23 protein-coding genes are annotated in these 24,135 nt (G+C 58.4%); 12 read left to right on the top strand and 11 right to left on the bottom strand.

Annotated features, from left to right (window positions below; translation table 11 throughout):
* Positions 1-53: 53 nt before the first annotated feature.
* Genes ACM64M_RS08890 through dusB form a run of 3 tightly spaced genes read right to left on the bottom strand, consistent with a single transcriptional unit; the run spans position 54 to position 3,624 of the window.
* Positions 54-1,478: a sigma-54-dependent transcriptional regulator gene (locus ACM64M_RS08890; RefSeq protein ID WP_416228327.1), complete on the bottom strand. Its 1,425-nt coding sequence runs from the start codon at positions 1,476-1,478 to the stop codon at positions 54-56.
* Positions 1,479-1,489: 11 nt separating this feature from the next.
* On the bottom strand, positions 1,490-2,599 hold the full coding sequence (locus ACM64M_RS08885) for a two-component system sensor histidine kinase NtrB (RefSeq protein WP_416228326.1): 1,110 nt from the start codon (positions 2,597-2,599) through the stop codon (positions 1,490-1,492).
* A gap of 2 nt (positions 2,600-2,601) precedes the next feature.
* The gene (gene dusB, locus ACM64M_RS08880) at positions 2,602-3,624 is read right to left on the bottom strand and encodes a tRNA dihydrouridine synthase DusB (RefSeq protein WP_416228325.1); all 1,023 of its coding nucleotides are present in this window, start codon (positions 3,622-3,624) and stop codon (positions 2,602-2,604) included.
* Positions 3,625-3,699: 75 nt separating this feature from the next.
* On the opposite strand from dusB, the gene ACM64M_RS08875 reads away from it, so the two are divergent.
* Genes ACM64M_RS08875 through ACM64M_RS08865 form a run of 3 tightly spaced genes read left to right on the top strand, consistent with a single transcriptional unit; the run spans position 3,700 to position 5,976 of the window.
* Positions 3,700-4,860, top strand: a complete 1,161-nt coding sequence (locus ACM64M_RS08875; RefSeq protein ID WP_416228324.1) for a bifunctional 2-C-methyl-D-erythritol 4-phosphate cytidylyltransferase/2-C-methyl-D-erythritol 2,4-cyclodiphosphate synthase — start codon at positions 3,700-3,702, stop codon at positions 4,858-4,860.
* Positions 4,861-4,888: 28 nt separating this feature from the next.
* Entirely contained in the window at positions 4,889-5,467 is a 579-nt protein-coding gene (locus tag ACM64M_RS08870; RefSeq protein WP_416228323.1) for a hypothetical protein, read from the top strand.
* Positions 5,464-5,976 carry a CinA family protein gene (locus tag ACM64M_RS08865; RefSeq protein ID WP_416228322.1) on the top strand — a complete coding sequence of 171 codons (513 nt, stop codon included), beginning with the start codon at positions 5,464-5,466 and terminating at the stop codon, positions 5,974-5,976. The genes ACM64M_RS08870 and ACM64M_RS08865 overlap by 4 nt, the downstream gene beginning before the upstream one ends.
* On the opposite strand, the gene ACM64M_RS08860 is transcribed toward ACM64M_RS08865, so the two are convergent.
* Together ACM64M_RS08860 and lipA are read right to left on the bottom strand one after the other, a co-directional pair.
* Positions 5,937-6,398: a type II toxin-antitoxin system RatA family toxin gene (locus ACM64M_RS08860; protein ID WP_416228321.1), complete on the bottom strand. Its 462-nt coding sequence runs from the start codon at positions 6,396-6,398 to the stop codon at positions 5,937-5,939. The genes ACM64M_RS08865 and ACM64M_RS08860 overlap by 40 nt on opposite strands.
* A complete protein-coding gene (gene lipA / locus ACM64M_RS08855; protein WP_416228320.1) occupies positions 6,398-7,354 on the bottom strand; it encodes a lipoyl synthase in 957 nt (318 codons plus the stop codon). Before lipA ends, ACM64M_RS08860 begins: the two co-directional genes overlap by 1 nt.
* 122 nt (positions 7,355-7,476) lie before the next feature.
* On the opposite strand from lipA, the gene ACM64M_RS08850 reads away from it, so the two are divergent.
* Genes ACM64M_RS08850 through ACM64M_RS08835 form a run of 4 tightly spaced genes read left to right on the top strand, consistent with a single transcriptional unit; the run spans position 7,477 to position 10,227 of the window.
* Positions 7,477-8,463: a sodium-dependent bicarbonate transport family permease gene (locus tag ACM64M_RS08850; protein ID WP_416228319.1), complete on the top strand. Its 987-nt coding sequence runs from the start codon at positions 7,477-7,479 to the stop codon at positions 8,461-8,463.
* Complete coding sequence (locus ACM64M_RS08845; RefSeq protein WP_416228318.1) at positions 8,460-8,768, top strand: P-II family nitrogen regulator; 309 nt, start codon at positions 8,460-8,462, stop codon at positions 8,766-8,768. Before ACM64M_RS08850 ends, ACM64M_RS08845 begins: the two co-directional genes overlap by 4 nt.
* Positions 8,769-8,800: 32 nt before the next feature.
* Positions 8,801-9,442, top strand: a complete 642-nt coding sequence (locus ACM64M_RS08840; RefSeq protein ID WP_416228317.1) for a carbonic anhydrase — start codon at positions 8,801-8,803, stop codon at positions 9,440-9,442.
* 59 nt (positions 9,443-9,501) lie between these two features.
* The gene (locus ACM64M_RS08835; protein WP_416228316.1) at positions 9,502-10,227 is read left to right on the top strand and encodes an NYN domain-containing protein; all 726 of its coding nucleotides are present in this window, start codon (positions 9,502-9,504) and stop codon (positions 10,225-10,227) included.
* A gap of 66 nt (positions 10,228-10,293) precedes the next feature.
* Here ACM64M_RS08835 and ACM64M_RS08830 read toward each other — a convergent pair whose 3' ends face one another.
* The gene (locus ACM64M_RS08830) at positions 10,294-11,661 is read right to left on the bottom strand and encodes a tetratricopeptide repeat protein (protein ID WP_416228315.1); all 1,368 of its coding nucleotides are present in this window, start codon (positions 11,659-11,661) and stop codon (positions 10,294-10,296) included.
* A gap of 357 nt (positions 11,662-12,018) precedes the next feature.
* On the opposite strand from ACM64M_RS08830, the gene gyrA reads away from it, so the two are divergent.
* Positions 12,019-14,739: a DNA gyrase subunit A gene (gyrA, locus tag ACM64M_RS08825; RefSeq protein ID WP_416228314.1), complete on the top strand. Its 2,721-nt coding sequence runs from the start codon at positions 12,019-12,021 to the stop codon at positions 14,737-14,739.
* Between the two features lie 13 nt (positions 14,740-14,752).
* On the opposite strand, the gene ACM64M_RS08820 is transcribed toward gyrA, so the two are convergent.
* Positions 14,753-15,403, bottom strand: coding sequence for a lysoplasmalogenase family protein (locus ACM64M_RS08820; protein ID WP_416228313.1), 651 nt, complete (start codon positions 15,401-15,403; stop codon positions 14,753-14,755).
* A 62-nt stretch (positions 15,404-15,465) separates the two neighbouring features.
* Between ACM64M_RS08820 and trmFO the strand changes: the two genes are divergently transcribed.
* A complete protein-coding gene (gene trmFO / locus ACM64M_RS08815) occupies positions 15,466-16,851 on the top strand; it encodes a methylenetetrahydrofolate--tRNA-(uracil(54)-C(5))-methyltransferase (FADH(2)-oxidizing) TrmFO (protein ID WP_416228312.1) in 1,386 nt (461 codons plus the stop codon).
* A 10-nt stretch (positions 16,852-16,861) separates the two neighbouring features.
* Here trmFO and ACM64M_RS08810 read toward each other — a convergent pair whose 3' ends face one another.
* Positions 16,862-17,326 carry a hypothetical protein gene (locus ACM64M_RS08810; RefSeq protein ID WP_416228311.1) on the bottom strand — a complete coding sequence of 155 codons (465 nt, stop codon included), beginning with the start codon at positions 17,324-17,326 and terminating at the stop codon, positions 16,862-16,864.
* 41 nt (positions 17,327-17,367) lie between these two features.
* Positions 17,368-18,027, bottom strand: a complete 660-nt coding sequence (locus ACM64M_RS08805; protein ID WP_416228310.1) for a hypothetical protein — start codon at positions 18,025-18,027, stop codon at positions 17,368-17,370.
* A gap of 214 nt (positions 18,028-18,241) precedes the next feature.
* Here ACM64M_RS08805 and ACM64M_RS08800 point away from each other — a divergent pair, with 214 nt between their 5' ends.
* The 3 genes from ACM64M_RS08800 to ACM64M_RS08790 are packed head-to-tail and all read left to right on the top strand — an operon-like array spanning position 18,242 to position 21,488.
* Positions 18,242-20,191: a pilus assembly protein TadG-related protein gene (locus ACM64M_RS08800; RefSeq protein ID WP_416228309.1), complete on the top strand. Its 1,950-nt coding sequence runs from the start codon at positions 18,242-18,244 to the stop codon at positions 20,189-20,191.
* Positions 20,188-20,787, top strand: a complete 600-nt coding sequence (locus ACM64M_RS08795; RefSeq protein ID WP_416228308.1) for a TadE/TadG family type IV pilus assembly protein — start codon at positions 20,188-20,190, stop codon at positions 20,785-20,787. Before ACM64M_RS08800 ends, ACM64M_RS08795 begins: the two co-directional genes overlap by 4 nt.
* An 11-nt stretch (positions 20,788-20,798) precedes the next feature.
* A complete protein-coding gene (locus ACM64M_RS08790) occupies positions 20,799-21,488 on the top strand; it encodes a TadE/TadG family type IV pilus assembly protein (protein ID WP_416228307.1) in 690 nt (229 codons plus the stop codon).
* Positions 21,489-21,541: 53 nt separating this feature from the next.
* Here ACM64M_RS08790 and ACM64M_RS08785 read toward each other — a convergent pair whose 3' ends face one another.
* Both ACM64M_RS08785 and pdhA read right to left on the bottom strand, forming a co-directional pair.
* The gene (locus ACM64M_RS08785) at positions 21,542-22,918 is read right to left on the bottom strand and encodes a pyruvate dehydrogenase complex E1 component subunit beta (protein ID WP_416228306.1); all 1,377 of its coding nucleotides are present in this window, start codon (positions 22,916-22,918) and stop codon (positions 21,542-21,544) included.
* Positions 22,918-24,015, bottom strand: a complete 1,098-nt coding sequence (pdhA, locus tag ACM64M_RS08780; protein WP_416228305.1) for a pyruvate dehydrogenase (acetyl-transferring) E1 component subunit alpha — start codon at positions 24,013-24,015, stop codon at positions 22,918-22,920. The genes ACM64M_RS08785 and pdhA overlap by 1 nt, the downstream gene beginning before the upstream one ends.
* Between the last annotated feature and the right edge of the window lie 120 nt (positions 24,016-24,135).

The following is a 24,135-nucleotide window of genomic DNA, read 5'->3' as shown; positions in this document are numbered from 1 at the left end:
GGCAGTGTTGCAAAAATGCAAGACAAAAGCGGCAATTTAGACGCAGAAATGTGTCAAAGCGGTCTTGTGAAGCGATCAGGCTCTATCCGAAGCTCGGTTATGCGTTTTCGCAGAGTGTTGCGATTGATCCCGAGCAGTTTTGCAGCACGCAATTGATTGCCGCCGGTCCGGCTCAGCGCATGTTCTATCAGCGGCTTTTCAAAAGCGGCAAGCGCGCTTGCATACACCGTGCCCGACGCGGGCTCCTCTATAGCCAGCCAGATATCAAGCGCCGCACCAATCCCGCCGTCCGCATCCGCTGTGCCATCGCCGGGGAGCGGCGGCTCCTCGCCCAGAATATCGACAAGGCTCGCTGCATCAATCGTGTCTTCGCGCGACATAAGCGAGAGCCGGTAGATCACATTGCGCAATTCGCGGACATTGCCGCGCCAATTGCGCTGTTCAAGCCGGGCAAGCGCGTCGGAGCCCAATTGGCGGCGCGGCAATCCATCCTCGGCGGCCTGCGCGAGGAAATGCTGCGAGAGCACCTCGATATCCTCACGCCTTTCGCGCAGCGGCGGCAATTCGATAGGGACGACATTGAGCCGGTAAAACAGGTCTTCCCGGAATTTTCCGGCTGCGATCAATGGGGCAAGATCGCGGTTGGTTGCAGCGATAATGCGGACATTCACCGCAATTTCCTGACGGCCGCCAACGCGCCGGATGCGTCCCGCCTGCAACGCGCGCAACAACCGGGTCTGAGCCTCTGCCGGCATATCGCCGATTTCATCAAGGAACAGCGTACCGCCATTGGCCTGTTCAAATTTCCCGATGGCCTGCACCACGGCACCAGTAAACGCCCCCTTTTCGTGCCCGAACAGTTCGCTTTCAATCAGGTCATGCGGGATCGCTGCGGTGTTGACAGCCACAAACGGTCCGGTGCGGCGGTTGCCCAGTTGATGAATCGCCTCAGCCACCAATTCCTTGCCCGTGCCGCTCTCCCCGGTAACGAGCACGGTAAGATCGTTGCGCAGCACCCGCGTTATCATGCGGTAGACACCTTGCATCGCCGGGCTGCGCCCCACCATCGGCATCGCATCGCTGTCGCTTTCGGGAAAGCTATCGAGGCTTCGTTCGCGGTCGCCAGCGGCCTGCCGAACCGCGCGCACCAGTTCATCCAGATCGAACGGCTTGGGGAAATATTCAAACGCATTGCTGTCGCTCGCCCGCACTGCTGTATCGAGCGTGTTTTGCGCAGACAGCACAATGACCGGCATATCGGGCGCATAACGGCGCACCTCGGCCAGACTTTCCAGGCCGTCACCGTCTTCGAGCATGACATCGGTCAACATCACATCGAACGCAGCCGCGCTGAGATTGTCGTTCCGCTCCGCAATCGAAACGCAGCGGACGATCTGGAACCCTTCATCCTCAAGCGCAGCGATGATAACTGTTGCGATGGCGTCGTCATCTTCGACCAGCAAGAGGGTGCCCGACATTCCCATACCCTTTATTCCTGATCCATTTTTGCGAGCGGAAGGTGCAAGCGGAAATGCGTGAGGCCTTGCTTTGTGTCGCGTTCGTGGCTGATGCTGCCATTCATATCGCGCACCAATTTGCGCACCAATGCCAGCCCCAGCCCCTGCCCCGATTGCTTTGACGAAACGAAGGGTTCGAAAATGTGATCGCGCATCGCCGGGTCGATGCCGGGGCCATTGTCACTGACGGTTATTTCAATTGGTAACCGCACGGCACGGCCAAGCCGGATTGCGCTGAAAGCCAGCCCGCTGACAAACCGGGTGCGAACCGTGATCCGACCTTGCGTGCCAGCACCGGCAGCGTCTCGGGCATTGGAAATGAGATTGATGAGCACCTGTTCCAACGCATCACGATTGGCATGCACTGGCGGCAGAGACGGGTCGAATTCCTCGCAAAATTCCGCATCGCTGCCACCCGCCGCGCGGACCGTGGCGATAGCTGACCGGATCGCTTCGTGTGGATTGCAAGGCGCAGCGATGTCCGTTGATCGCGCGCCCAATTGCTGCATCCGGTCAATCAACCGCGCGATCCGGTCAACCTCGTCGGTAATCATCCGCGCGAGGTGCTTGTCTTTGATCGGCAATTTGCGCGCCGCCAACTGCCCTGCCCCGCGAATGGCGGCCAAGGGATTCTTGATCTCATGCGCGAGTATCGACGGGGCGCCCTGCGATGAACCAAGCTCATCACCGTTTCCGCTTTCCTCGTGCCCAACTTGCGACAGGGTAACCACCCGCCAACCTGGAAAACTGCCAAGCGGCGATACGGTCAGATTGACGCGCGTTTCGCTTTCCCCGGCCCTGATGCGGATATCGCGCGCCACCAGCGCAGCATCGGTTTCGCGGATCCGGGCTTCAACGCGCGCATCCAGCGGTCCAATAATTTCGAGCAGCGGCTTGCCAAGCAGACGTTTCGCGCTGCGGCCCAGCATATTCTCGGCCGCGTGGTTGGCCTCTGCAATCAAGGTGTTCTGATCCACCAGCAGCAAGGCAAACAACAGACCCGCAATCTGCGATTCGGCATTGGGACGCGATGGGTCAAAGCTGAAAATGTCTGACCGGTCGGCAATGGGCTTTGCTGTCATATTCAGGCTGCGATCGCCTGACGGCCCAGAAACGGCGAATAGAACCGCTCAATCTCGCCCAGAACCTGATCGGGGTCGTCAATAAAGTTCGCCTTGTGCCGGAACTCAGCCGAGCCGTGCATGCCTTTGGTATACCAACCAATATGCTTGCGCGCGACCTTGGCCCCGACATTGCGGCCATAATGATCGAGCATGCGGCGATAATGTTCGACCAGCACACGATATTGCTCATCAAAGCCGGGCGCAGGAATGCTCTCTCCGGTGCGCCACCAACGCATCACTTGGCCCAGCAGCCACGGCTTACCATAAGCGCCGCGCCCAATCATCAGACCGGCCGCGCCCGATTGTTCAAGCGCCTTTGCGGCGTCCGCTAACGTGCAAATATCGCCGTTGACGATAACGGGAATGGAAACCGCTTCCTTTACTTTGCGGACGAAAGACCAATCGGCAGAGCCTTTATACATTTGGTTGCGCGTTCGGCCGTGGACGGTGATCATCTTTACGCCAAGATCCTCCGCAATCCGTGCCATTTCGGGTGCATTGAGGCTTTGATGGTCCCAGCCCATCCGCATCTTGACCGTCACCGGCACATCGACCGCTTTGACCGTTGCCTCCATAAGCCGCGTGGCCAGCGGCACTTCGCGCATCAGAGCAGATCCCGCAAATTGCCCTACAACCTTGCGCACCGGACAGCCGAAATTGATGTCGATGATCGCCGCGCCATTGCCTTCCTGCAGCTTCGCAGCCTCAGCCATGCTGTCCGGGTCGCAGCCAACCAATTGCATCGAAACCGGCTCTTCGGTCCGGTCCCAAGCAGTCTTTTGCAGCGATTGCCGCGTTTCGCGGATGGCCGCCTCGCTAGCAATCATCTCGGTCACATTGAGGCCCGAGCCATAGCGCCGCACCAAAGTGCGAAACGGCATGTCGGTCACTCCGGTCATCGGCGCGAGCAGAACCGGCTCTGCGATCTCGACCGCGCCGATCTGAATCGGCTTGATAGCCGGGGGTGGGGGAAGCTGTGTCATGAGAGGGGTGCCTAAATTATGGGCAGCGCATAGTGCATTGCGCAAATTCCGTCCAGACCTTAAGCGCCCTTGCCTATGGCAGGCGAAACATCCCTCCCCCCGTTCGCTGCAGTGGTGGTTGCCGCGGGTAAGGGTTTGCGGCTGGGCGGTGACATTCCCAAACAGTTTCGCACATGGCGCGGAAAGGCTCTGATCCACCATTCGGTCGCAGCGCTGATGATGGCAGGCGCGGACCCGGTGGAGGTCGTGATCGCAGATGGCGCAGAACATGACGCCCATGACGCGCTGAGGGGATTGGACGGATACATGCTTGTCACCGGCGGCGCGTCGCGGCAGGATTCTGTGCGAGCCGGGCTCGAAGCGCTGGAACAAAACGGCCCGGCGCTGGTGTTGATCCATGATGCAGCGCGCCCCGATTTGCCGATTGTCGTTATTGAACGTCTGCTCGCAGCGCTCGAAACGCATGACGGCGCTATCCCCGCTCTGCCCGTCGTCGACAGTCTCGCCGTGGCAAGCAAAACCGGAACAATGGCAGGCAAGGCGGAGCGGGACACCCTGCGCCGGGTTCAAACCCCGCAGGCTTTCCGCTATCCTGCAATACTGGGCGCGCACCGTTCATGGGCAGGCAAAGCCAACGCAGGGGATGACGCACAGGTGATGGCGGCAGCGGGTGGTTCCATCGCGCTGGTGCAAGGTGATGAACGGCTCAAGAAGGTCACTTTTGCAGAGGATTTGATGGGCATGACCAATCGGCCTGCTTTCCGCATTGGGCAAGGTTTTGACGTTCACCGGCTCGTAGAAGGAGAGGAATTGTGGCTATGCGGGGTCAAGATTGACCATCCGCATGGGCTGGCGGGTCATTCCGATGCGGATGTCGCGCTGCACGCCATCACCGATGCCGTGCTTGGCGCCATCGGTGAAGGAGATATCGGCACCCATTTCCCGCCGAGTGATCCGCAATGGGCAGGCGCGCGTTCGGGTCAATTTCTGCAGCACGCCGTGGGTCTGGCAAGAGACGCAGGTTTTGAGGTCGGAAATATTGATCTCACCATTATCTGCGAAGCGCCAAGGATTGGCCCGCATCGCGCCGCCATGGGCGCCGAGATAGCGCGCCTCACCGGACTTGACGAAAGCGCAGTGAGTATCAAGGCCACCACGACTGAGGGACTTGGATTTACTGGGCGCGGAGAGGGGATCGCTGCGCAGGCTATCGCCGCGCTTCTATCCACGTCATAATGCCTGTATCTTCAACCGGAGCGAATTCATGATGCGCACCTTGCCTGCACTTATTGCACCCTTCGTAATCGCCGCAGGATTAATCTCCAGCCCGGCAGCGGCGCAGCCTGCTGATCTGGACCCAGCAGCTGTTGCCGCAGCGGTGCGTTACAGCCTGCCTGCCGCCTTTGAAGGCTACATGACCCGTTGTTTTGAAGCGCTTGAACCCGATGGATATGCGAACACCAACGCCGCTGAGATGCGTACAAAATTCGGCGATGGAGCAGCGGCTGCATGGCCCGGAGCGCGGCAGTTGATCGTGCAGATAGCCGAAGAGGAAGCGGGCGGTTCTGCGGCGCTATTTGCATCCATGGACGACGATGCCTTGCGCCCGTTCGTCGACAACCTGCTCGAAAATATGGCAGCACAAGAAATCAAACTTGATGACTGCACCAAAATTGAGCGGGGTCTGCAAATTCTTGCCCCCCTGCCCGCAGACAATATGGCGGCATTGGTCGGGTTCTTCTTCGAATTGGGAACGGATATCGGCGGCGACAGCGCTCAACCGGAACCGGAAATGACCGAAAGCCGTCAGCGTAAATTGCGCGAGCAGGAAGAAGAACGGTGAGCGAATATCTGCTTCCCGATGAGATCGCGCAGCTTGCCGCGCGCGTCGTGGCCGAAAATCTGGTCGCCGGACGCAAGATCGCGACCGCAGAAAGCTGCACTGGTGGCCTGGTGGCTGGTGCATTGACCGAAATCTCGGGCTCTTCGTCGGTTCTGGACCGCGGATTCGTGACCTATTCCAATGAAGCGAAGATGGAAGCGCTTGGCGTTTCACAAGACATCATCGAGACCTTTGGTGCGGTGTCGATCGCCTGTGTCTGGGCCATGGCGCAAGGCGCTTTGAAGCGGTCCAACGCCGATGTTGCGGTGGCTATCAGCGGGGTCGCGGGGCCCGGCGGAGGCACTCAGCTGAAACCTGTCGGCACGGTTGTTTTTGCGCTCGCTACTCGCGATGAACAAGGTGAACCGCAGGGCGAACTAAAGCATTTCGACGGCGGCGATGGCCCCGGCGGCCGCGCGGCGATACGCCGTCAGGCCACGCTTTGCGCGCTGGAACTGTTGCTGCCGTAAAGTTCGTGCGCGCGAGCTTCAAACGCTTCGACCATCTTGCGGAACGCCCGATCGAAATATTGCCCTGCTAGCGCCTGAAACACGCGGTTCTTGAATTGAAAATCGACGCGAAAGTCGATCTCGCAGTTCTGAGCGTCGATCTCGCGGAATATCCAGACATTGTCGAGGTCAGATAGTGGGCCATCGATGTAATGGACAGCAATCTCACGCGGGCGATCTTTGCTAACCCGAGACGTAAAGCTCTCACGCAAGCTCTTGAAACCCACCACCATGTCGGCGAGCATTTCTGTGTCGCTGTCGGACCGGACGCGCGTCGCAATCACCCAAGGCAGAAACTGGCTGTAGCGCTTTACATCGGCCACGAGGTCGAACATCTGCTGGGCACTATAAGGCAATCGCCGAGTTTCCCGGATTCCCGCCATTACGGGTGCACTCGGTCGCGCTTGCGCAAATGCTCCTCACGTGCAGCTTTCATGACCGCAAAATCATCACCTGCGTGATAACTTGACCGGGTCAGCGGGCTGGAGGCAACTTGCAAAAACCCTTTGGCCCGCGCGATTGATCCAAACGCGCCAAAACCCTTTGGGGTCACGAATTCCTCTACCTTGGCGTGGCGAGGTGTGGGCTGCAGATATTGACCCATAGTAATAAAATCGACCTCGGCGCAGCGCATGTCGTCCATCACCTGATGCACCTCAAGCCGCTGCTCACCCAGTCCCAGCATGATGCCCGATTTGGTAAAAATCAGCGGATTATGCGCTTTCACTTCTTCGAGCAATCGCAGCGAAGCGTAATAGCGCGCACCGGGCCGGATCGTGGGATATAGGCGCGGCACGGTTTCCAGATTGTGGTTATAGACGTCGGGTCCCGCAGCGCAGATCGCCTCCACCGCACGGCGCATCTTGCCGCGAAAATCGGGGGTGAGGATTTCAATGGTTGTCTCGGGTGTGTTGCGGCGCAGCGCCTCAATCACCTTCACGAATTGCGACGCACCGCCATCCGGCAGATCGTCACGATCAACGCTGGTGATGACGATATGTTTCAGACCCATTTCAGCCGCCGCAATGGCGGTGTTTTCCGGCTCCAGTGGATCAACCGCGCGGGGCATGCCGGTCTTGACGTTGCAAAACGCACAGGCCCGCGTGCACACATCACCCAAGATCATGACGGTCGCGTGTTTCTTGTCCCAGCATTCGCCGATATTGGGGCAAGCCGCCTCTTCGCAAACGGTGTTGAGGTTGAGTTCGCGCATCAATTTGCGCGTTTCATTATAACCTTGGCTTACCGGCGCCCTTACGCGAATCCAGTCAGGTTTGCGCTGCCGCGGCGGACGATTCGCATCGGGAGCGGGCTTTGGCGTGTTGGTTAGATCATTCATGGAAGCTCATTTAGGCTGCTGTCGCTCCCCTCGCAAGCCAGCCCCTTCGATCAATCCGGGAACACACAGGATGCGTCCGGGGTTACTTTTCACGCACACCAACATGAGCTAACGGCGCGGCGATGATCGAAACTGCCATTCAGACATTCACCTCTCCTGTCGTTCTGTTTTTTATGCTCGGCCTTTTGGCTGCATTTGTCCGGTCAGACCTTGCCATCCCTGAACCCATCGCCAAGGCTATGTCGCTGTATTTGATGGCCGCTATCGGCATCAAAGGCGGAGTTGCAGTTTCAAAATCGGGTATAGATGCGACGGTTCTTTCCGCGCTTGGCGCGGGGATTGCGGCGGGTTTTATCTTACCGTTCTTTGCTTATGCGGTGCTCAAGAGCTTCGGCAGGCTCGACCGGATCAATTCCGGCGCGGTCGCGGCGCATTATGGATCGATCAGCGTGGTTACATTTGTCACCGCGGTCGAGATCCTAACCGGACAATCGCGCGAGCCAGGTGGATACATGGTTGCGGTCATGGCCGCGATGGAAGCGCCTGCAATCCTCAGCGGCCTGTTGCTTGCGAGGGGCATGACCAGCGCAGGTGGTGCGCAGTCTTCAAAAGAGATGCTGCATGAAGTTTTCACAAATTCCTCGATCGTCCTGCTGCTTGGTGCGTTTGCCATCGGCATGATCGGAGGGGCCCAAGGGTTTGCAGAGGTTTCACCCTTTTTTGAAGCCGGTTTCAAAGGGATTTTGTGCATCTTCCTGCTCGACATGGGCCTGATTGCTGCGCGCCGGATGATGGATTCGCGCGCGATCACGTGGCGGCTTGTGGCGATTGCGATATTTCTGCCAATTGTGAACGGCGCAGCGGGAACGGTGCTTGGCGTGGCTATCGGGCTTGACGCGGGCTCTTCGGCAACGCTCGGTGTGCTGTGCGCCAGCGCCAGTTACATCGCGGTTCCCGCTGCAATGCGATTGGCCCTGCCCGAAGCCGATCCGGGAATTTATCTAACCATGTCGCTTAGCATCACTTTCCCTTTCAACGTGCTTGTGAATATCGGTCTAATCAGCGCCCTTGCGGTCGCACTAACTGAAACTGCCGGAATTCTCCCATGATCGAAACCGTCACCCGCAAACGGATAGAAATCCTCACTGACAAGGCGCTGCAGCGAAAAGTTACCGACGCGGTCGAAAACGCCGGCATCACGGGATGGACGATTGTCCCTGTAACCAGCGGCAAAGGGCGCGAAGGGCATTGGCGCGAAGAAAGCGTAATGGGGACGGATAAGGTGTTTGTCCTTACAATAGCTGCGGAAGATAAAGCCATGGTGCTTGCCGAAGCGCTTGCCCCTATGCTTACGAATCTGGGATTCATCCTGACCATGTGGGACGTGCAGGTGATCCGGGGAGAGCGCTTTTGATGCAGCCGCCTCTCTGACCATGGGAGAGTGACGTGCCAGAATATGCCCAATTGCTGAAAGGCTATCGCCGTTTTCGCAAAGGAATCTACCCTCGCCAGCGCGAACGCTTTGGCAGAACCGCGCTCGAAGGTCAGCGGCCCAAGTTGATGATAATTGGCTGTTCCGACAGCCGGGTGGACCCAGCCCAGATTTTTGACGTTGATCCCGGTGAAATCTTCGTCGTTCGCAATGTCGCAGCGCTTGTCCCGCCATTCGAAACAACGCCGGGGCTCCACGGAGTTTCAGCCGCGGTCGAGTTTGCGGTGCAAATGCTCGAAGTGAAGCAGATCGTGGTGATGGGTCATGGCCGCTGCGGCGGGTGTCAGGCGGCGCTAACGCAGAATTTCAACTCAAAACCGCTGGGCGAAGGCGGCTTCGTCGCCAATTGGATCAACCTGCTCAGCACGGCGCGAGAGCCGGTGGCGCGCAAGCACGGGACAGAGGGGCGCAAGGCCGAACTGGCGATGGAATTTGCCGCTATCCGACTGAGTCTTGCGAATCTGCGCACTTTCCCCTGGGTCGCTGACAAGGAGCGCGGGGGCTTGCTAAAATTGCGCGGCGCGCATTTTTCGATCAGAGAAGGCGTGCTCTATTCGCTCGATGAGGACACTGGCGAATTCTTGCCCGAGGATTGATGCGCGTATGCGGCGCTTGACGCTTGCCCCGCCTTGCCCGCTGCCGCATGAAGCGGGTCATGGCCCATTCCGAACTCAAGAATATCGCCCTGCTGATCGACGCAGATAACACCACGCCGGACGGTATCGACCCGGTTCTTACCGTCATGGCAGAGCTGGGGCAGGTCAACATTCGCCGCGCCTATGGCAATTTTGCCAAGGACAATCTGGCGCGCTGGGACACGATCACCAACAAATTCGGGATCCGCCCCCAGCAACAATTCGACGTGTCGAAGGGCAAGAACGCGACCGACATGGCGATGACGATCGACGCCATTGACCTGTTGTATCAGGGCAAGGTTGACGGGTTCGGAATCATGACCTCTGACAGCGACTTCACCCCGCTGGTCACACGGTTGAGGCAGGACGGAATTCTGGTCTACGGCTTTGGCGAATCGAAAACCCCGCCTGCATTTCAATCGGTTTGCACACGTTTCATCGACATCAGGAAGCTGATCCAGACCAACGCTGCCGATCGTTCGAATGAGCGTAAGAAAGGCCTTTCGATCAAGTCTGAGGCTGTCGATGATGATCTGCTCGAACTGATCACCGCCGCTTATTCCGAAGCCAAAACCGATGGAGGGTTTGCGCGCCTGTCACAGCTCGGTCAGATCGCCGGGAACCGGTCCAGTTTCGACGTGCGCAATTACGGGTTCAAAAGCCTAAAGGAAATGTTCGATTCCTTTGACAATTTCGCCGTAGAACGTCGCGATGACGGGCAGTTTTACGTAAAGCGCCTAAGATAGTCAGGCGCGCAAAAAAGGGGCGCGAGGGTTAATGCCGCGCGCCCCTTTTCGAACAATCAATCCGGTCTACCCAATTGTTGCAGGAGCTGCCGCAGCTGGGGCCGGAGCCGGCGTGGACGCCGCTTCGCGCTCATTCACGTAAGCAACCCACAGTTTGGCAATTGGCGTGCGCGAACCGGTAACCTGATTGAATGTGGCCCGCGCTGCCTCATAATCACCCATGCCGACCTGCGCGATACCAAGCCGGGTCTGCGCTTCGGCGGTGTCCACACCCGGCATTCCCAACGCGCGCTGGTAGAAAGTTGCCGCCTTTGCATAGTCACCATAGCTCAGGAACGCGCTGCCAGCGGCCATCACGGTCCGCAGCGCAGCATCGCCCGCCATCGCATCGCGCTCTAGCGCGGGAAGATCAGCGCGGTCGGCCGCGATCCTGCCGCTGGCGATTTCTAGCGCTTCGGTGATGAACAAATTGTCACGGCTGATGATCTGGTTGGCATATCCTTCCTCGATCACATCCTTCACTTCTTTAGGAAGGCGGCGCGCGTCGGCGGCTTCGACATAATAGTCGTAATCAGACGCATCCTGCAAAGCGCCAACTTTGCGCCCCAAACGGAACAGATCGAGGATTTCGCCAGGTTGGAACGTATTGAGGTTGCGGGTCAAATTGACCGCGTCGCGCCAATTGGCTGCGGTCGGAAACTCGCTGATCCACATAGAGGTGAACTCGTAAACCGTCGGCACTGCCTCATTTTCATAGGCAACAGTCACACCGCGGCGATACCATTGCTCTTCGACTTCGAGGCCCTGCGCCTTGCGGCCGGAGATTGCTCGTTCAAGATAGGCAAAGCCCTGCTGCAATTCATTCGAGGCAAAATAGCTTTCCGCCATGGCAATCTGCAAATCCGGGGCCGAAACGGTTTCGGTGCTGAAATTGTTGTCAATCGCGCCCTGCAAATAACGGCGCGCCTTGGCATAATCACGCTGTTCGTTGGCGAGCTGATAGGCGATAAAGTTGTAACGAGCGATCTGATCGATCGGCACTTTTCCGCTGGAAAGCATGATTTCCATGCCTTGCAATTGCAAACCGCGATCCGATGCCGCGAGGCCCGCGTTGAACACCAGTCCGCCGCCAGCAATTTTCTCGTCATTTGTGGTCAGCAGCGGGATCAGCGCATCAATCTGCGGACGCAGAGCGGCAGCGTTCGCACCTTCGGCCTTCAGCGCTTCGTCCAGAGGCGCATAAGCGGCGCGAAAGGCATCGGTGTAACCGCCGCCATCCGATTCCTCCGCTGCCTTTTCGCGGTCCCGGTCGCGGTTGCGCTGTGCGTTTGCTTCGGCGGGCACTACGGCCGACACGGTCACTGCGGTGCCGCTCGCCAATGCGAGAGCCAATGCGAGCGAGGAAGCGCGCTTGCGCGAGAAAAGCGAAATCATGGGAATCCTCCTGAACTGTATTGCACCGTGCAGCCAATACGCCCTCACGGTGGTGCGAAATATCTGCAATCTCCAGGTCACAGCCCATGGACGACTGCCTCGACATTTGCAATTCTCTCTAGGCAGAGCGGTCTGAACGGCGTTTGAATGGTTTGTTTGATTGGTTCACAGACGCGCAACTATTGTAAAGTCCGGCATCACCCTCAGCCACTGACGCCCTGCACCAACGGCAAATGTGGAAAAAGACTCTCTTGTTCCTTATCTGTTCCCCTATTTGAGTGGCACACTGCGCTTCGAGCCACTACATAAGTTTCAGCAAATTTTTCACCAACAACACAAATCAGAACTGGCTCCGCTTTGAGCGACGATACCGATATTCTTGAACCCACTTCACCTTCATCGGGCAGTGAATATGAACGCATCGACATCGTCGATGAGATGAAGGCGAGCTATCTCGATTACGCCATGAGCGTGATCGTCAGCCGCGCGCTTCCCGATGTGCGCGATGGGCTCAAACCGGTGCATCGACGCATTCTATATGCCAGCAAACTGGGCAATTTCGTCGCGGGCCGACCCTTTGTTAAAAGCGCGAAGATCGTCGGCGATGTCATGGGCGATTTTCACCCGCACGGCGACAGCGCTATTTATGATGCGCTCGCCCGGCTTACACAGCCGTGGTCTATGCGGGTGCCGCTGATCGATGGTCAGGGCAACTTTGGTTCGATGGACCCCGATCCGCCCGCCTCGATGCGATACACCGAAGCACGGCTTGCACGTGTCACTGACACCATGCTCGACGATCTGGACAAGAACACGGTCGATTTTGTCGAAAACTACGATGGGCGTAAGCAAGAGCCATCAGTGCTACCCGCGCGCTTCCCGAATTTGCTCGTCAACGGTGCAGGCGGAATTGCGGTTGGTATGGCCACCAACGTTCCGCCGCACAATCTGGGTGAGGTCATCGACGGTTGCCTTGCTTTCATGGACAATCCCGCGATCACCTCGGAAGAGCTGATCGAATATATCCCCGGACCCGATTTTCCCACTGCGCCGCTGATCCTGGGAACCAGCGGCGCAAAGGCTGCTTATACCACTGGCCGCGGGTCAATCCTGATGCGGTGCCGCCACGAAATCGAAAGCCGCCGCGGCGACCGTGAGAGCATCGTATTCACCTCTATTCCCTATCAGGTCGGCAAGGCCGGACTGGTCGAAAAAATCGCTGATGCAGCGAAGGAAAAGCGGATCGAGGGGATCGCCGACATCCGTGACGAGAGTTCGCGCGCAGGCGTGCGGGTAGTCATCGACCTGAAACGTGACGCCACTGCCGAAGTCGTGCTCAATCAGATCTGGCGGCACACACCGGCGCAATCGGGCTTCCCGGCCAATATGCTTGCCATTCGCGGCGGCAGGCCCGAAACGCTGATGCTGCGCGATTTCATTCATGCGTTCATCGCCTTCCGCGAAGAGGTCATCACCCGCCGCACCAAATTTGAGCTCGCCAAGGCGCGCGACCGGGCACATATCTTGCTTGGTCTGGTGGTTGCAGTGTCTAACCTCGATGAAGTCGTGGCGATGATCCGAAGTGCTCCCAACCCTGCCGCGGCACGTCATAAATTGCTGACGAAAGAATGGCCAATCGGCGACATTGCGCAATATATCCGCCTTGTCGAAGCAATCGAACCCAGCGCAGACCAAGAAGGCGGCACCTATCGCCTGTCTGATCGGCAGGTGAGAGCCATTCTCGAATTGCGCCTCCACCGTCTGACGGCGCTGGGACGCGACGAGATTGGCGATGAGTTGAAGGGGCTGGCCGACAATATCGAGGAATATCTCGCTATCCTAGCCGACCGCGCCAAACTTTACGAGGTCATGCGCGGCGAGTTGGAAGAAATCCGTGCGACCTATGCCACACCGCGCGTTTCGGAGATTGCACCAGCTTGGGATGGTCTGGACGATGAAGACCTTATCGAGCGGGAGGACATGGTCGTTACAGTCACACTGGACGGCTATATCAAACGCACTCCGCTTTCCACATTCCGCGCGCAAAATCGCGGCGGTAAGGGCCGCGCAGGTATGTCTACCAAGGATGAAGACGCAATCGCCGAAATGTTCGTCACATCGACGCACAATCCGGTGCTGTTCTTCTCCACCGCAGGCAAAGTGTACCGGCTCAAAGTCTGGAAATTGCCCGAAGGCGGTCCGGCCACGCGCGGCAGGCCAATCGTCAATCTGCTTCCTTCGCTGGATGATGGAGAGACCATCCGAACTGTTCTCCCCCTGCCCGAGGATGAGACCCAGTGGGGTGCCTTGTCGGTCGTCTTTGCGACGGCAAAGGGCAATGTCCGGCGCAACGCGATGGACGCATTCACCAACATCCCGTCGAACGGCAAATTTGCGATGAAGTTCGATGATGACAGCGCGGACAAGCTGATTGGCGTTGCGCTACTGTCACCGACCGATGACGTGTTGCTGGCTAGTCGGCAGGGTAAAGCCATCCGTTTCCCCGGCGAAGACGTGCGCGAGTTTACCTCGCGCACATCGACCGGGGTGCGCGGCATGAAACTGGCCGCAGGCGACGAGGTCGTGTCGCTATCGATCCTTGGAGCAACCGGCACGACGGCCGACGAGCGCGAGCAATACTTGCGTTTTGCACCTTGGAAGGGCGACAAAGAGGGCGAACCTGACCTTCCTGCAGAACGTTACGAGGCGCTGCGCGAGAATGAACAGTTCATTCTGACCGTTTGTGCAAATGGTTATGGCAAGGTTTCATCGGCCTACGAATATCGCCAGATCGGGCGCGGCGGACAGGGGCTCATCAATATCGACAATATCGCGCGCAATGGCCCGGTCGTTGCCAGCTTTCCAGTGCGGTCGGGGGAGCAATTGATGCTGGTGACCGATCAGGCCAAACTGATCCGCATCGGGCTGGAATCGCTGAGGGTAATCGGACGCAATTCAGCGGGCGTGCGCCTGTTCGATGTTGGCAAGAACGAAACCATTGTCGCGGCGGTCAAGATTGACGAAGCCGAGGAGCCCGAAGAAAGTATTGAGGCAGGCGGCGGCGAAGGCGCGGCATAACTCAAGGATTGTGCTACCTTGCGGGCTTCTCTCCCCGCAAGGTCTGCACCACTCCGGTGGCGATCATCAACTGTCCTGCGTAATAGAGTGGCCAAACCAGATAATCGGGCAGGACCCCGAGATCGAACGCGCCCATGCGGCTGAATATCAGCCAGTCGCTCACCACAAACAGAATGGCTCCGATACCCACTCGGTAGCACGGGAACCGGCTGGTCCATGCTGCGGCTGCCATTAGGCCAAGCGTGGAGGCATAGACCGCGATCTCGATCCGTTCGCTCAGCATGTAAGAAATCACTGGACTTGCCACCAACAGCGCAATGCCCAGCAAGCCTTGGCTGATGGTGAGCTGATCACGCCGGTTTCTGAGATACAGGACCAAAGCAGTGAGGTGCGAGGCTGCAAACAGCGCCCCGCCCACTTCAAACGCCACCACCAGCGCCATATCCGCCGCCGCCGACAGCGCGAGCGCCAAAGTCAGGATCATGGCATCAAGACCCGAGGCGCGGCGCCAGACATAAACCGCCAGAAAGCCCACCCCTCCCCCTTTGATCAGGATTTGCCAAAACTCTCCCAATTCACTGCCCGCCACCAGATAATAGGCGAACGAAGCCGCAATACTGGCAAGCAACCATGGACGATGTTCGATCAGCGCACGCTTGGCCAAAATCCACCCCTTCGCAAATTGCGACCTTGCCGAGCGGCTAGCACGCAATTACCTCGCCCGCCATGACGCACATTTCGAGCACATACGATGTCCACATTATCGGCGGCGGGCTCGCCGGTTCAGAAGCCGCATGGCAGCTTGCCCGGCGCGGGATAAAGGTGCGCCTCTCCGAAATGCGTGGGTCGGGCGATATGACCCCTGCGCATCAGACCGACGGTCTGGCAGAACTGGTGTGTTCCAATTCGTTTCGCTCTGACGATGATACCAGCAACGCCGTCGGCCTGTTGCATCATGAAATGCGCGAACTGGACAGCCTTGTCATGCGCGCGGGCGAAGTCGCGCGGGTTCCTGCGGGAAGCGCTATGGCGGTTGACCGGGACGTGTTCTCTGCTGAGGTGGAGAAGGCGCTCAACGATCACCCCTGCGTCACTATCGTGCGCGAAAGAGTGGACCAACTGCCCTTGGCCGGACTCACCATTGTCGCAACCGGCCCGTTGACTGCGCAAGCGCTGGCGCAAAGCATCGTATCGTCCACTGGTGAGGAACGGCTGGCATTTTTCGACGCCATCGCCCCGATCATTCACCGCGACAGCATCGACATGTCAAAGTGCTGGATTCAATCACGCTGGAACAAACGGACCGAGGCTTCGAACGAGGGCGGCGATTACATCAATTGCCCGATGACAAAGGAGCAATATCTTGCCTTTCACCAAGGCCTGATGCTCGGCGAAAAGACTGAATTCAAACAATGGGAGACGGACACGCCCTATTTCGATGGCTGTATGCCGATCGAGGTGATGGCGGCGCGCGGAGTGGAAACCTTGCGCTATGGCCCGATGAAAGGCGTCGGGCTGGACAACCCATACGACACCAATGAAGAACACCCGCAGGGCCGTTGGCCTTATGCCGTTGTGCAGCTCAGGCAAGACAACAAGCTGGGCACTTTGTGGAACATGGTCGGGTTTCAGACCAAGCTGAAATATGGCGCGCAGGTCGAATTGTTTCGCACGATACCAGGGCTGGAGAATGCGGAATTTGCGCGGCTGGGCGGGCTGCACCGAAACACCTTCCTCAATTCACCCCGGCTTCTGGACCGCCAATTGCGGTTAAGGTCTGCGCCGCATGTGCGGTTTGCCGGGCAGATTACCGGGTGCGAAGGCTATGTCGAAAGTTCTGCCATCGGTCTGATCGCTGGCATGATGGCCGCGCATGAGCTGGCAGGACGCCAGTGGACGCCGCCGCCTGCGACCACGGCTCTGGGCGCGTTGTTAAGCCATATCACCGGCGATGCGGAGGCCGATACGTTTCAACCGATGAACGTCAATTTCGGACTGTTTCCGCCTTTGCACGAGGTAAGGAAGAAAGCCCGCAAGGAAGCCTACACATCTCGGGGAAAGGCAGATTTGCAGCGTTGGCTGACCAATATCGAAACGCGTGCGCTGGTTTAGCCCGATGGGCCTAGCATCGGCAGGCCGGTCTGCGCGGCCCCGGTTTTGGCGCTGAGGTTGCGAATTCCGCTGGCGTCAGTTCGGCATTGCCATTGCCATCCATCGCATCGAACCGATCCGCCGTGGTCACCGCCCATTCCTCAAACGTCAGCAGATTGTTGCCATCAATATCAAGCTTGCGAAAGGCGTCCGAACGGCTGGAAAGCATTTCATTGCGGGTGATTATCCGGTCGCGGTTACGGTCATATCGGAAAAACCGGCGCTCCTCGCGGGTCAACTCGCTGGCCTGTGGCGGCGCGGGGCCAGTGATGTCGCCGGGGTCCACTTGGGGAAGAAGATCGGGGTCTATGGCTGCCTCTTCTGCTACGGGAGGCGGCGGGGCGTTGCTTTCAACCTGCGCGCGGCCTTGCCACCAGAATACGCCGACCCCGGCGAGGATCAGACCGACAAAGACACCCAGCACAACTTGACGCATTGCTTCCCTCACGACCAGTTTTGATAAGGGAATACACGTATCTATCGACCCAGGATAGCGGCTCTTGTCGCAATGAGTGACGCGGCTCTGCCTTCCATCATCGGCCGCCCGCCCCGCTTGAGCGCACGAGCGCCCAGCGCACCAAGGACCGCCAATCCACGCGCCTTTCGCGGAAGGCGTTCCGAAAGCGCAGGCTGACGTTGCCAGAGGCGCAGCATAAGCGCCCGCTCTTCAGGATGCGAAACTTTTGCCGTCACATCAGCGATAGCCCAGACACGTGCAGCCGCTTCAAAAGACGTAGTAGTGTCCCCGTCATGCACCCCAAACACCGCAAGAATTGCCTCACACCGGGCCGATATCAGCGCCTCCGCATCCGCCTCTCCCAACGGCGGCGGGGCAAGCATATGCTCCCAGCCATCAACCAGATCGAGCAAAGCCCGCTCGCGCCCCATCCAATGCGCGCCGATCCCATCGAGCACTGCGTCGCCAGCGGGGCGATCAGGCGCTGGCTTTGCCAGAACATCGCGCCACCACGCGATCCGCATTTGGCCCAGCATCGGCTCTGTTGTGGCCGCCACAATCCGTGCGAGCCGCTGATCAAGTTCAAACAATATCGTTAACGCGCCGCGCAGTTCTGGCGGCGTATGCGCGATGGCGATTACCGCTTCGGCGGGAAGATTTTCGGTTGATCCGGCGGTCATCAGGGGCGCTGATAGCCTGAAAAGCGCAGCTATTGTCAAGCATGCGAGCGATCCCCCCTTACCTGCATGAACGAAGTTAAGGGTCTCCCCCTTGGGTAATCACTTGTTTACCACAATGCTTCGCAATCCCCTTACCAGCCTTGGGCTATCACCCTCCGACATATTCGAGATCCCGTGCCATTTTGCGGCGGGATTGACCTGAGGACGTGCACCCATGGGACACACAACCGACACACGCCAATCCTTGTTTCGCAAGATTGCAAAGGACAAGACCGCGAACACCATCGCCATTGCTGCGGCTTCGCTTGTTCCGTTGATGGCGATGGTCGGCGGCGGGGTTGATGCGAGCCGGTATTACATGACCGAAACGAGGTTGCAGGCGGCATGCGACGCCGGCGCGCTCGCAGCGCGGCGTGCCATGGATGACGATGCGTTTACATCGGCGCACCGGACGATTGGCAACCAGTTCTTCAACAACAATTTTCCCAGCAACACTTTCGGTTCGACCAATCGGACACGCGCCTATGCCGCAACCGCGGATGGTGAGGTCAAAGGCACCGCCAGCGTCAAATTGCCCACCACGATCATGGGTGCTTTCGGGTATAACGAATTCAACATCAGCGTCGAATGCACCGCAGATATCAATATTTCGAATACTGACATCATGCTTGTGCTGGACGTTACCGGTTCAATGGCATGGGAGCCGGATGGCTCCGACTGCGGCACCTCAGGCGGCAATTGGGTCGAATGTTCGGGCTCTAGGATTTCTGGTCTGCGCGAAGCAGTGATGACGTTCTACGACACGGTGGAGGATGCCACTTCGGCGAGCGCCCAGGTGCGTTACGGTGTGGTCCCCTATTCCTCCAACGTGAATGTCGGCGCAGAACTGGCTGCGGCAAATCCTGCGTGGCTGGCACAAAGCCACACCTACCAATCGCGTGAAGGTGACGAAATTATCACCTACACGTATGAAACCCAATCCTATGCCTACACTCGCACGGGCAGCGGCTATAATTACCAATATCAGGGCCGCCCCGAAACGAACAATTACGGGGTCACCTATGATCAATGCGTTGCCTTGATCAACAGCCGATCAGATATTTACGTTTCGAGCAACCAAAGCGGTTGGACGCAGGTGTCCCAATCGGGAAGCGACCCCCGCACCACCACGTATAACGGCGTGGTCAAATATGAACGATTCCAATTCGACGGAGGATATTATTACGGCGGAAGCGAGCGCTGCCAGCTTTTCTACCGGCATGAAACCTATGACGCTCCCTCGACGATCACTGAAACCGAAGGGCGGGTAGAAAACCGGGAGTTCACTTGGGTTTACAAGCCAGTGACTTGGGACCTCACAACGCTTTACGACGATAATCAGATCAGCCTCCCGACCGGATTGAACTTCGCCAATGAAACCGTAACCTGGGATGGCTGCGTTGAAGAGGCGAACACGGTTGCCGCCGCCACTTTTAACCCGGTTCCGGCGGGCGCGAACGATCTCGACATCAACCTCGTCCCCAACGATCCGACCGAATATTGGAAGCCTGTGCTGCGCAACGCCGTGTGGAAGCGCGAGGATGGATCAAACAACACGCTCAATCACCTCACGCAGACAACCAATGAAAATCGGCCTGGCTATTACTGCCCAAGGCCCGCTTTCCGCCTCGAAGAAATCAGCCGCGCGGATTTGCAGACCTATGTCAACGCGCTGATCGCTGCAGGCAGCACCTATCATGACTTTGGCATGATCTGGGGCGCGCGCTTTATCAGCCCACGCGGCATCTTTGCCGCCGACAATGCGACCGCGCCCAATGGCGACGCCATTTCGCGCCACATCGTGTTCATGACCGATGGCGAGCTTTCGACCAATAACGAGGTCTATGGCATGTACGGCGTCGAATGGTGGGACCGGCGCGTAACCAGCGACGGCAGCACCGGGCAGGCTGATATCCGCCATGCGGAGCGCTTCCAGGCTGCCTGCCGCGCTGCACGCAATGAGAATGTTTCGGTCTGGGTTGTCGCATTTGGCACCAATCTGACCCAGAACTTGATTGATTGCGCCACCCCCGGCCGCGCATTCCAGGCCAACGACACTGCGACATTGACCGCGCAGTTCCGGCAAATTGCGCAGCAGATTGCCGCTTTGAGGTTGACGCAATGATCGGCGCACCTCTCCTTTCCCGTCTCCGCCGCGACAGTGACGGTGCAACGCTGACAGAATTCGCCTTTGTCGCGCCGATCCTGATCCTGATGATCATGGGCGTGTTCGACATGGCGCATTCGCAATACACATCGGCGTTGATGAATGGCGCAATCCAAAAGGCCGGACGCGATCTCACATTGGAAAGTGCCGGCAGCAGCGAAAGCGCGATTGATGCAAGAGTGATTTCCGAAGTTCAAATTGTCGTGCCCGATTCCGCCACGGTCACGCTCGAAAAACTTTCGCATTTCGACTTTGAAGATATTGGCGAAGAAGAAGAATACACCGACAACAATGGCGACGGTGCCTGCAACGACAATGAACCGTTTGTCGATTCAAACGGCAATGGCCAATGGGACGCCAATCGCGGGGAAACGGGTATTGGCGGTGCGCGGGACGCGGTTTTGTATACTGCGGTCGTTTCGTACCCCCGCCTGTTCCCGATGTATGGCCTCGCCGGATTGCCCCAAAATGTTGAACTGCGAGCATCAACCGTGCTGCGCAACCAGCCATACGACCAACAGGACGTTTCGGTTAACACAGGGAATTGCAGCTGATGATTGCGAGTATGATCCGATCCGCGCGGCGTTCGGCAAAGCGCTGCGCCATCCGGCTCCGCCCGCTGCGCAGAGACGAATCCGCCGTCGCCATGGTTGAATTCGCCTTCAGCGCGCCGCTTGTGCTGGGTATGGGTCTATTGGGCACAGAAACCGCCTATTTCACCATAACCCATATGCAGGTCAGCCAGATTGCCATGCAGGTGGCCGACAACGCTTCACGGGTAGGGGAGCAAGATGTCCTTGTCGCCCGCAAGATCTACGAGGATGACGTCAACGGGACCTTTATCGGCGCGGAAAAGCTTGGCGGAAATTACGATATTTTTGGTCAGGGCCGCATCGTCCTTTCCAGCCTGCAAATGAACGCCGATGGCGGCCAATGGATCGCCTGGCAAAGGTGCCGCGGTGCCAAAGCCTTTGTGTCCAAATACGGCACCGAGGGCACTGGCGCGAGCGGTACCGGCTTTCTCGGCATGGGATCGCCCCGCATCCGCGCCAGCAGCGGGACGGCGGTGATGTTTGTCGAAGTGTCCTACACCTATGAACCAGTCACCCCGTTCGAATTTTTTGGCGACACGGAAATTGAATATTCGGCCGCGTTCAACGTCCGTGACGCCCGTGACTTGACACAGATCTATCAGACAAACCCGGCGGCACCGGTTGCAAGTTGCGGTACCTATTCGGCTGATCGCCCGATCTGAACCAAGTTTGCAGGGGGCGTCTTGCACCATGCGCGCCCTGCATTGTTAACCCGTCAGACGTAGCACACTTTCCGCACCGCTTCGGCGATGCGCGCAGCGTCGATCAGCGCCAGCTTTTCGAGGTTCGCGGCATAGGGTAGCGGCACGTCCTCGTTGCACACCCGCAGAACTGGCGCGTCGAGATCGTCAAATCCTTCTTCCATACAGATCGCAATAATCTCGCTGGCAATGGAGCAGGTCGGCCAACCTTCTTCCGCGACCACCAGGCGATTGGTTTTGGCAAGACTGTCCAGCACTGCTCGTTTGTCGAGCGGACGCAAGGTGCGCAGGTCGATAATCTCTGCGTCAATCCCCTCACCTGCCAGCGTTTCTGCCGCCTCCAGTGCCATTGAGACGCCGATGGAATAGGTCACGATGGTCGCGTCCTTGCCCTCCCGCACGATCCGCGCCTTGCCAATCGGCAGGACGTAATCGTCAATGTCAGGCACGTCGAAACTGCGGCCATAGACCAGTTCGTTTTCAAGGAAGACGACCGGGTCTTCGCTGCGGATGGCAGCCTTCATCAACCCCTTGGCATCGGCGCTGTCATAAGGAGCGATGACGATCAGGCCGGGCACGCTGGCATACCATGGACCGTAATTCTGGCTGTGCTGCGCACCCACCCGGCTCGCCGCTCCATTCGGGCCGCGAAACACGATCGGGCAGCGCATTTGCCCTCCGCTCATATAATTGGTCTTGGCCGCCGAATTGATGATGTGGTCAATCGCCTGCATGGCAAAATTGAAGGTCATGAATTCGACGATGGGTTTCAGCCCGCCCATTGCCGCGCCGCTGCCGATCCCGGCAAAGCCATATTCGGTGATCGGCGTGTCGATCACCCGCTTTGGTCCGAATTCAGCGAGCAGGCCCTGCGTCACCTTGTAGGCACCCTGATATTCGGCGACTTCCTCACCCATCACGAACACGCGGTCATCGGCGCGCATTTCTTCGGCCATGGCATCGCGCAGGGCTTCGCGCACCGAAGTGCTGGTGAAAGTGGTGCCCTCGGGGATTGCGGGATCGGTTCTTGCGACTGGCGCGCCATTGGCTTTGCCGGAGCTTTCCAAAGGTTGTTTCTTTTCCGCTTCGGCAGGGGCTGGCTCAGGCTCTGCCTGGTCGGACGCTGATGCGGGTGCGGGCTCATCATCGCCTTCGCCCTGCATGTGAGCAATCACAGCGCCCACAGCGACATTCTCGGTCCCTTCGGCGATCAGGATTTTGGTCAGCACGCCTTCGTCGATGGCTTCGAATTCCATCGTTGCCTTGTCGGTTTCGATCTCGGCAAGGATGTCACCGGGTTCGACCCGGTCGCCTTCCGCCTTGAGCCAGCGGGCGAGCGTGCCTTCTTCCATAGTTGGAGAAAGCGCGGGCATTTTGATTTCGATAGCCATCAGTAATTCTCCACCAGAATGTCGGTGTAGAGTTCCGCCGGACCCGGCTCGGCTGAGCTTTCCGCGAAATCTGCCGCTTCGGTCACGATCTTGCGAATATTCTTGTCGATGTCCTTAAGGTCGCTTTCGTCATGGCCTCCCTCGATCAGGGTCTTTTTCAGCCGCTCGATCGGATCGAACTTCTCACGCTGTTCCTGCACCTCGTCGCGGGTGCGGTATTTGGCCGGGTCAGACATCGAATGTCCGCGATAACGATAGGTGTTCAGCTCCATCAGCACTGGCCCCTTGCCCTCGCGCACATGCTTGAACGCCACTTCGGCAGCGGCGCGCACTTCGAGCACATTCATGCCGTCAACATCCATGCCGGGAATACGGAAAGCGGTGCCGCGCCGGTGAAACCGGGTCTCCGCCGAAGACCGCGCGCTGGCTGTGCCCATAGCGTATTGGTTGTCCTCAACCACGAACACAATCGGCAGGCTCCACAATGCGGCCATGTTGAAAGTTTCGTAAACCTGCCCCTGATTGGCCGCGCCATCGCCGAAATAGGCAAGGCACAGTCCGCCGTCTTCTTTGTATTTGTGAGCAAGGGCAAGGCCCCCGCCCAGCGCGACCTGCGCACCAACAATGCCATGACCGCCGTAGAATTTATGTTCGGTGCTGAACATGTGCATCGAGCCGCCCTTGCCTTTGGAAATGCCGGCTTCGCGCCCGGTCAATTCGGCCATGATGACCTTGGGATCGATCCCATAGGCGAGCATGTGGCCGTGGTCGCGGTAACCGGTAATGACGCTGTCGCGGTCATTGTCGAGTGCGGATTGCAAACCGATCGCCACCGCTTCCTGTCCGATATAGAGATGGCAGAACCCGCCGATCAGGCCGAGGCCGTAAAGTTGCCCGGCTTTTTCCTCAAACCGGCGAATGAGCAGCATCTGGCGATAGAATTCGAGCAATTGTTCGTCGGTAGCGGCATAGCTCTTTGCGGCCTCGAATTCCTGCTGCAGCGAATGAAGGGCGAAATCGGGATCGTCGGGCGATAACGCAGAGGCCGAGCCGGATGCGGATTTGGCAGCGGGTTTGGCAGCGGGTTTCTTGGCCAAAATTCAGGTTCCTTCTCAAACTGCGCTGCGCCGCATTGGTGGATGCCGCGCGCGCCCTGCGTCACGCCACCTATAAGCGCCCCGATCAGAATTACGCAACGTCAAGCAGCACGCTGCCCA

Source organism: Qipengyuania sp. ASV99 (assembly GCF_047872805.1).
Classification (GTDB): domain Bacteria; phylum Pseudomonadota; class Alphaproteobacteria; order Sphingomonadales; family Sphingomonadaceae; genus Erythrobacter.
This window is presented reverse-complemented; position numbering and strand designations above follow the sequence as displayed.

Bases quoted from the DNA above. Each gene is read 5' to 3' on its own strand.
- ACM64M_RS08890 (WP_416228327.1), bottom strand. From the start codon at position 1,478: ATGTCGGGCACCCTCTTGCTGGTCGAAGATGACGACGCCATCGCAACA.
- ACM64M_RS08885 (WP_416228326.1), bottom strand. From the start codon at position 2,599: ATGACAGCAAAGCCCATTGCCGACCGGTCAGACATTTTCAGCTTTGAC.
- dusB (WP_416228325.1), bottom strand. From the start codon at position 3,624: ATGACACAGCTTCCCCCACCCCCGGCTATCAAGCCGATTCAGATCGGC.
- ACM64M_RS08875 (WP_416228324.1), top strand. From the start codon at position 3,700: ATGGCAGGCGAAACATCCCTCCCCCCGTTCGCTGCAGTGGTGGTTGCC.
- ACM64M_RS08870 (WP_416228323.1), top strand. From the start codon at position 4,889: ATGATGCGCACCTTGCCTGCACTTATTGCACCCTTCGTAATCGCCGCA.
- ACM64M_RS08860 (WP_416228321.1), bottom strand. From the start codon at position 6,398: ATGGCGGGAATCCGGGAAACTCGGCGATTGCCTTATAGTGCCCAGCAG.
- lipA (WP_416228320.1), bottom strand. From the start codon at position 7,354: ATGAATGATCTAACCAACACGCCAAAGCCCGCTCCCGATGCGAATCGT.
- ACM64M_RS08850 (WP_416228319.1), top strand. From the start codon at position 7,477: ATGATCGAAACTGCCATTCAGACATTCACCTCTCCTGTCGTTCTGTTT.
- ACM64M_RS08845 (WP_416228318.1), top strand. From the start codon at position 8,460: ATGATCGAAACCGTCACCCGCAAACGGATAGAAATCCTCACTGACAAG.
- ACM64M_RS08835 (WP_416228316.1), top strand. From the start codon at position 9,502: ATGGCCCATTCCGAACTCAAGAATATCGCCCTGCTGATCGACGCAGAT.
- ACM64M_RS08830 (WP_416228315.1), bottom strand. From the start codon at position 11,661: ATGATTTCGCTTTTCTCGCGCAAGCGCGCTTCCTCGCTCGCATTGGCT.
- trmFO (WP_416228312.1), top strand. From the start codon at position 15,466: ATGACGCACATTTCGAGCACATACGATGTCCACATTATCGGCGGCGGG.
- ACM64M_RS08810 (WP_416228311.1), bottom strand. From the start codon at position 17,326: ATGCGTCAAGTTGTGCTGGGTGTCTTTGTCGGTCTGATCCTCGCCGGG.
- ACM64M_RS08805 (WP_416228310.1), bottom strand. From the start codon at position 18,027: ATGACCGCCGGATCAACCGAAAATCTTCCCGCCGAAGCGGTAATCGCC.
- ACM64M_RS08800 (WP_416228309.1), top strand. From the start codon at position 18,242: ATGGGACACACAACCGACACACGCCAATCCTTGTTTCGCAAGATTGCA.
- ACM64M_RS08795 (WP_416228308.1), top strand. From the start codon at position 20,188: ATGATCGGCGCACCTCTCCTTTCCCGTCTCCGCCGCGACAGTGACGGT.
- ACM64M_RS08790 (WP_416228307.1), top strand. From the start codon at position 20,799: ATGATCCGATCCGCGCGGCGTTCGGCAAAGCGCTGCGCCATCCGGCTC.
- ACM64M_RS08785 (WP_416228306.1), bottom strand. From the start codon at position 22,918: ATGGCTATCGAAATCAAAATGCCCGCGCTTTCTCCAACTATGGAAGAA.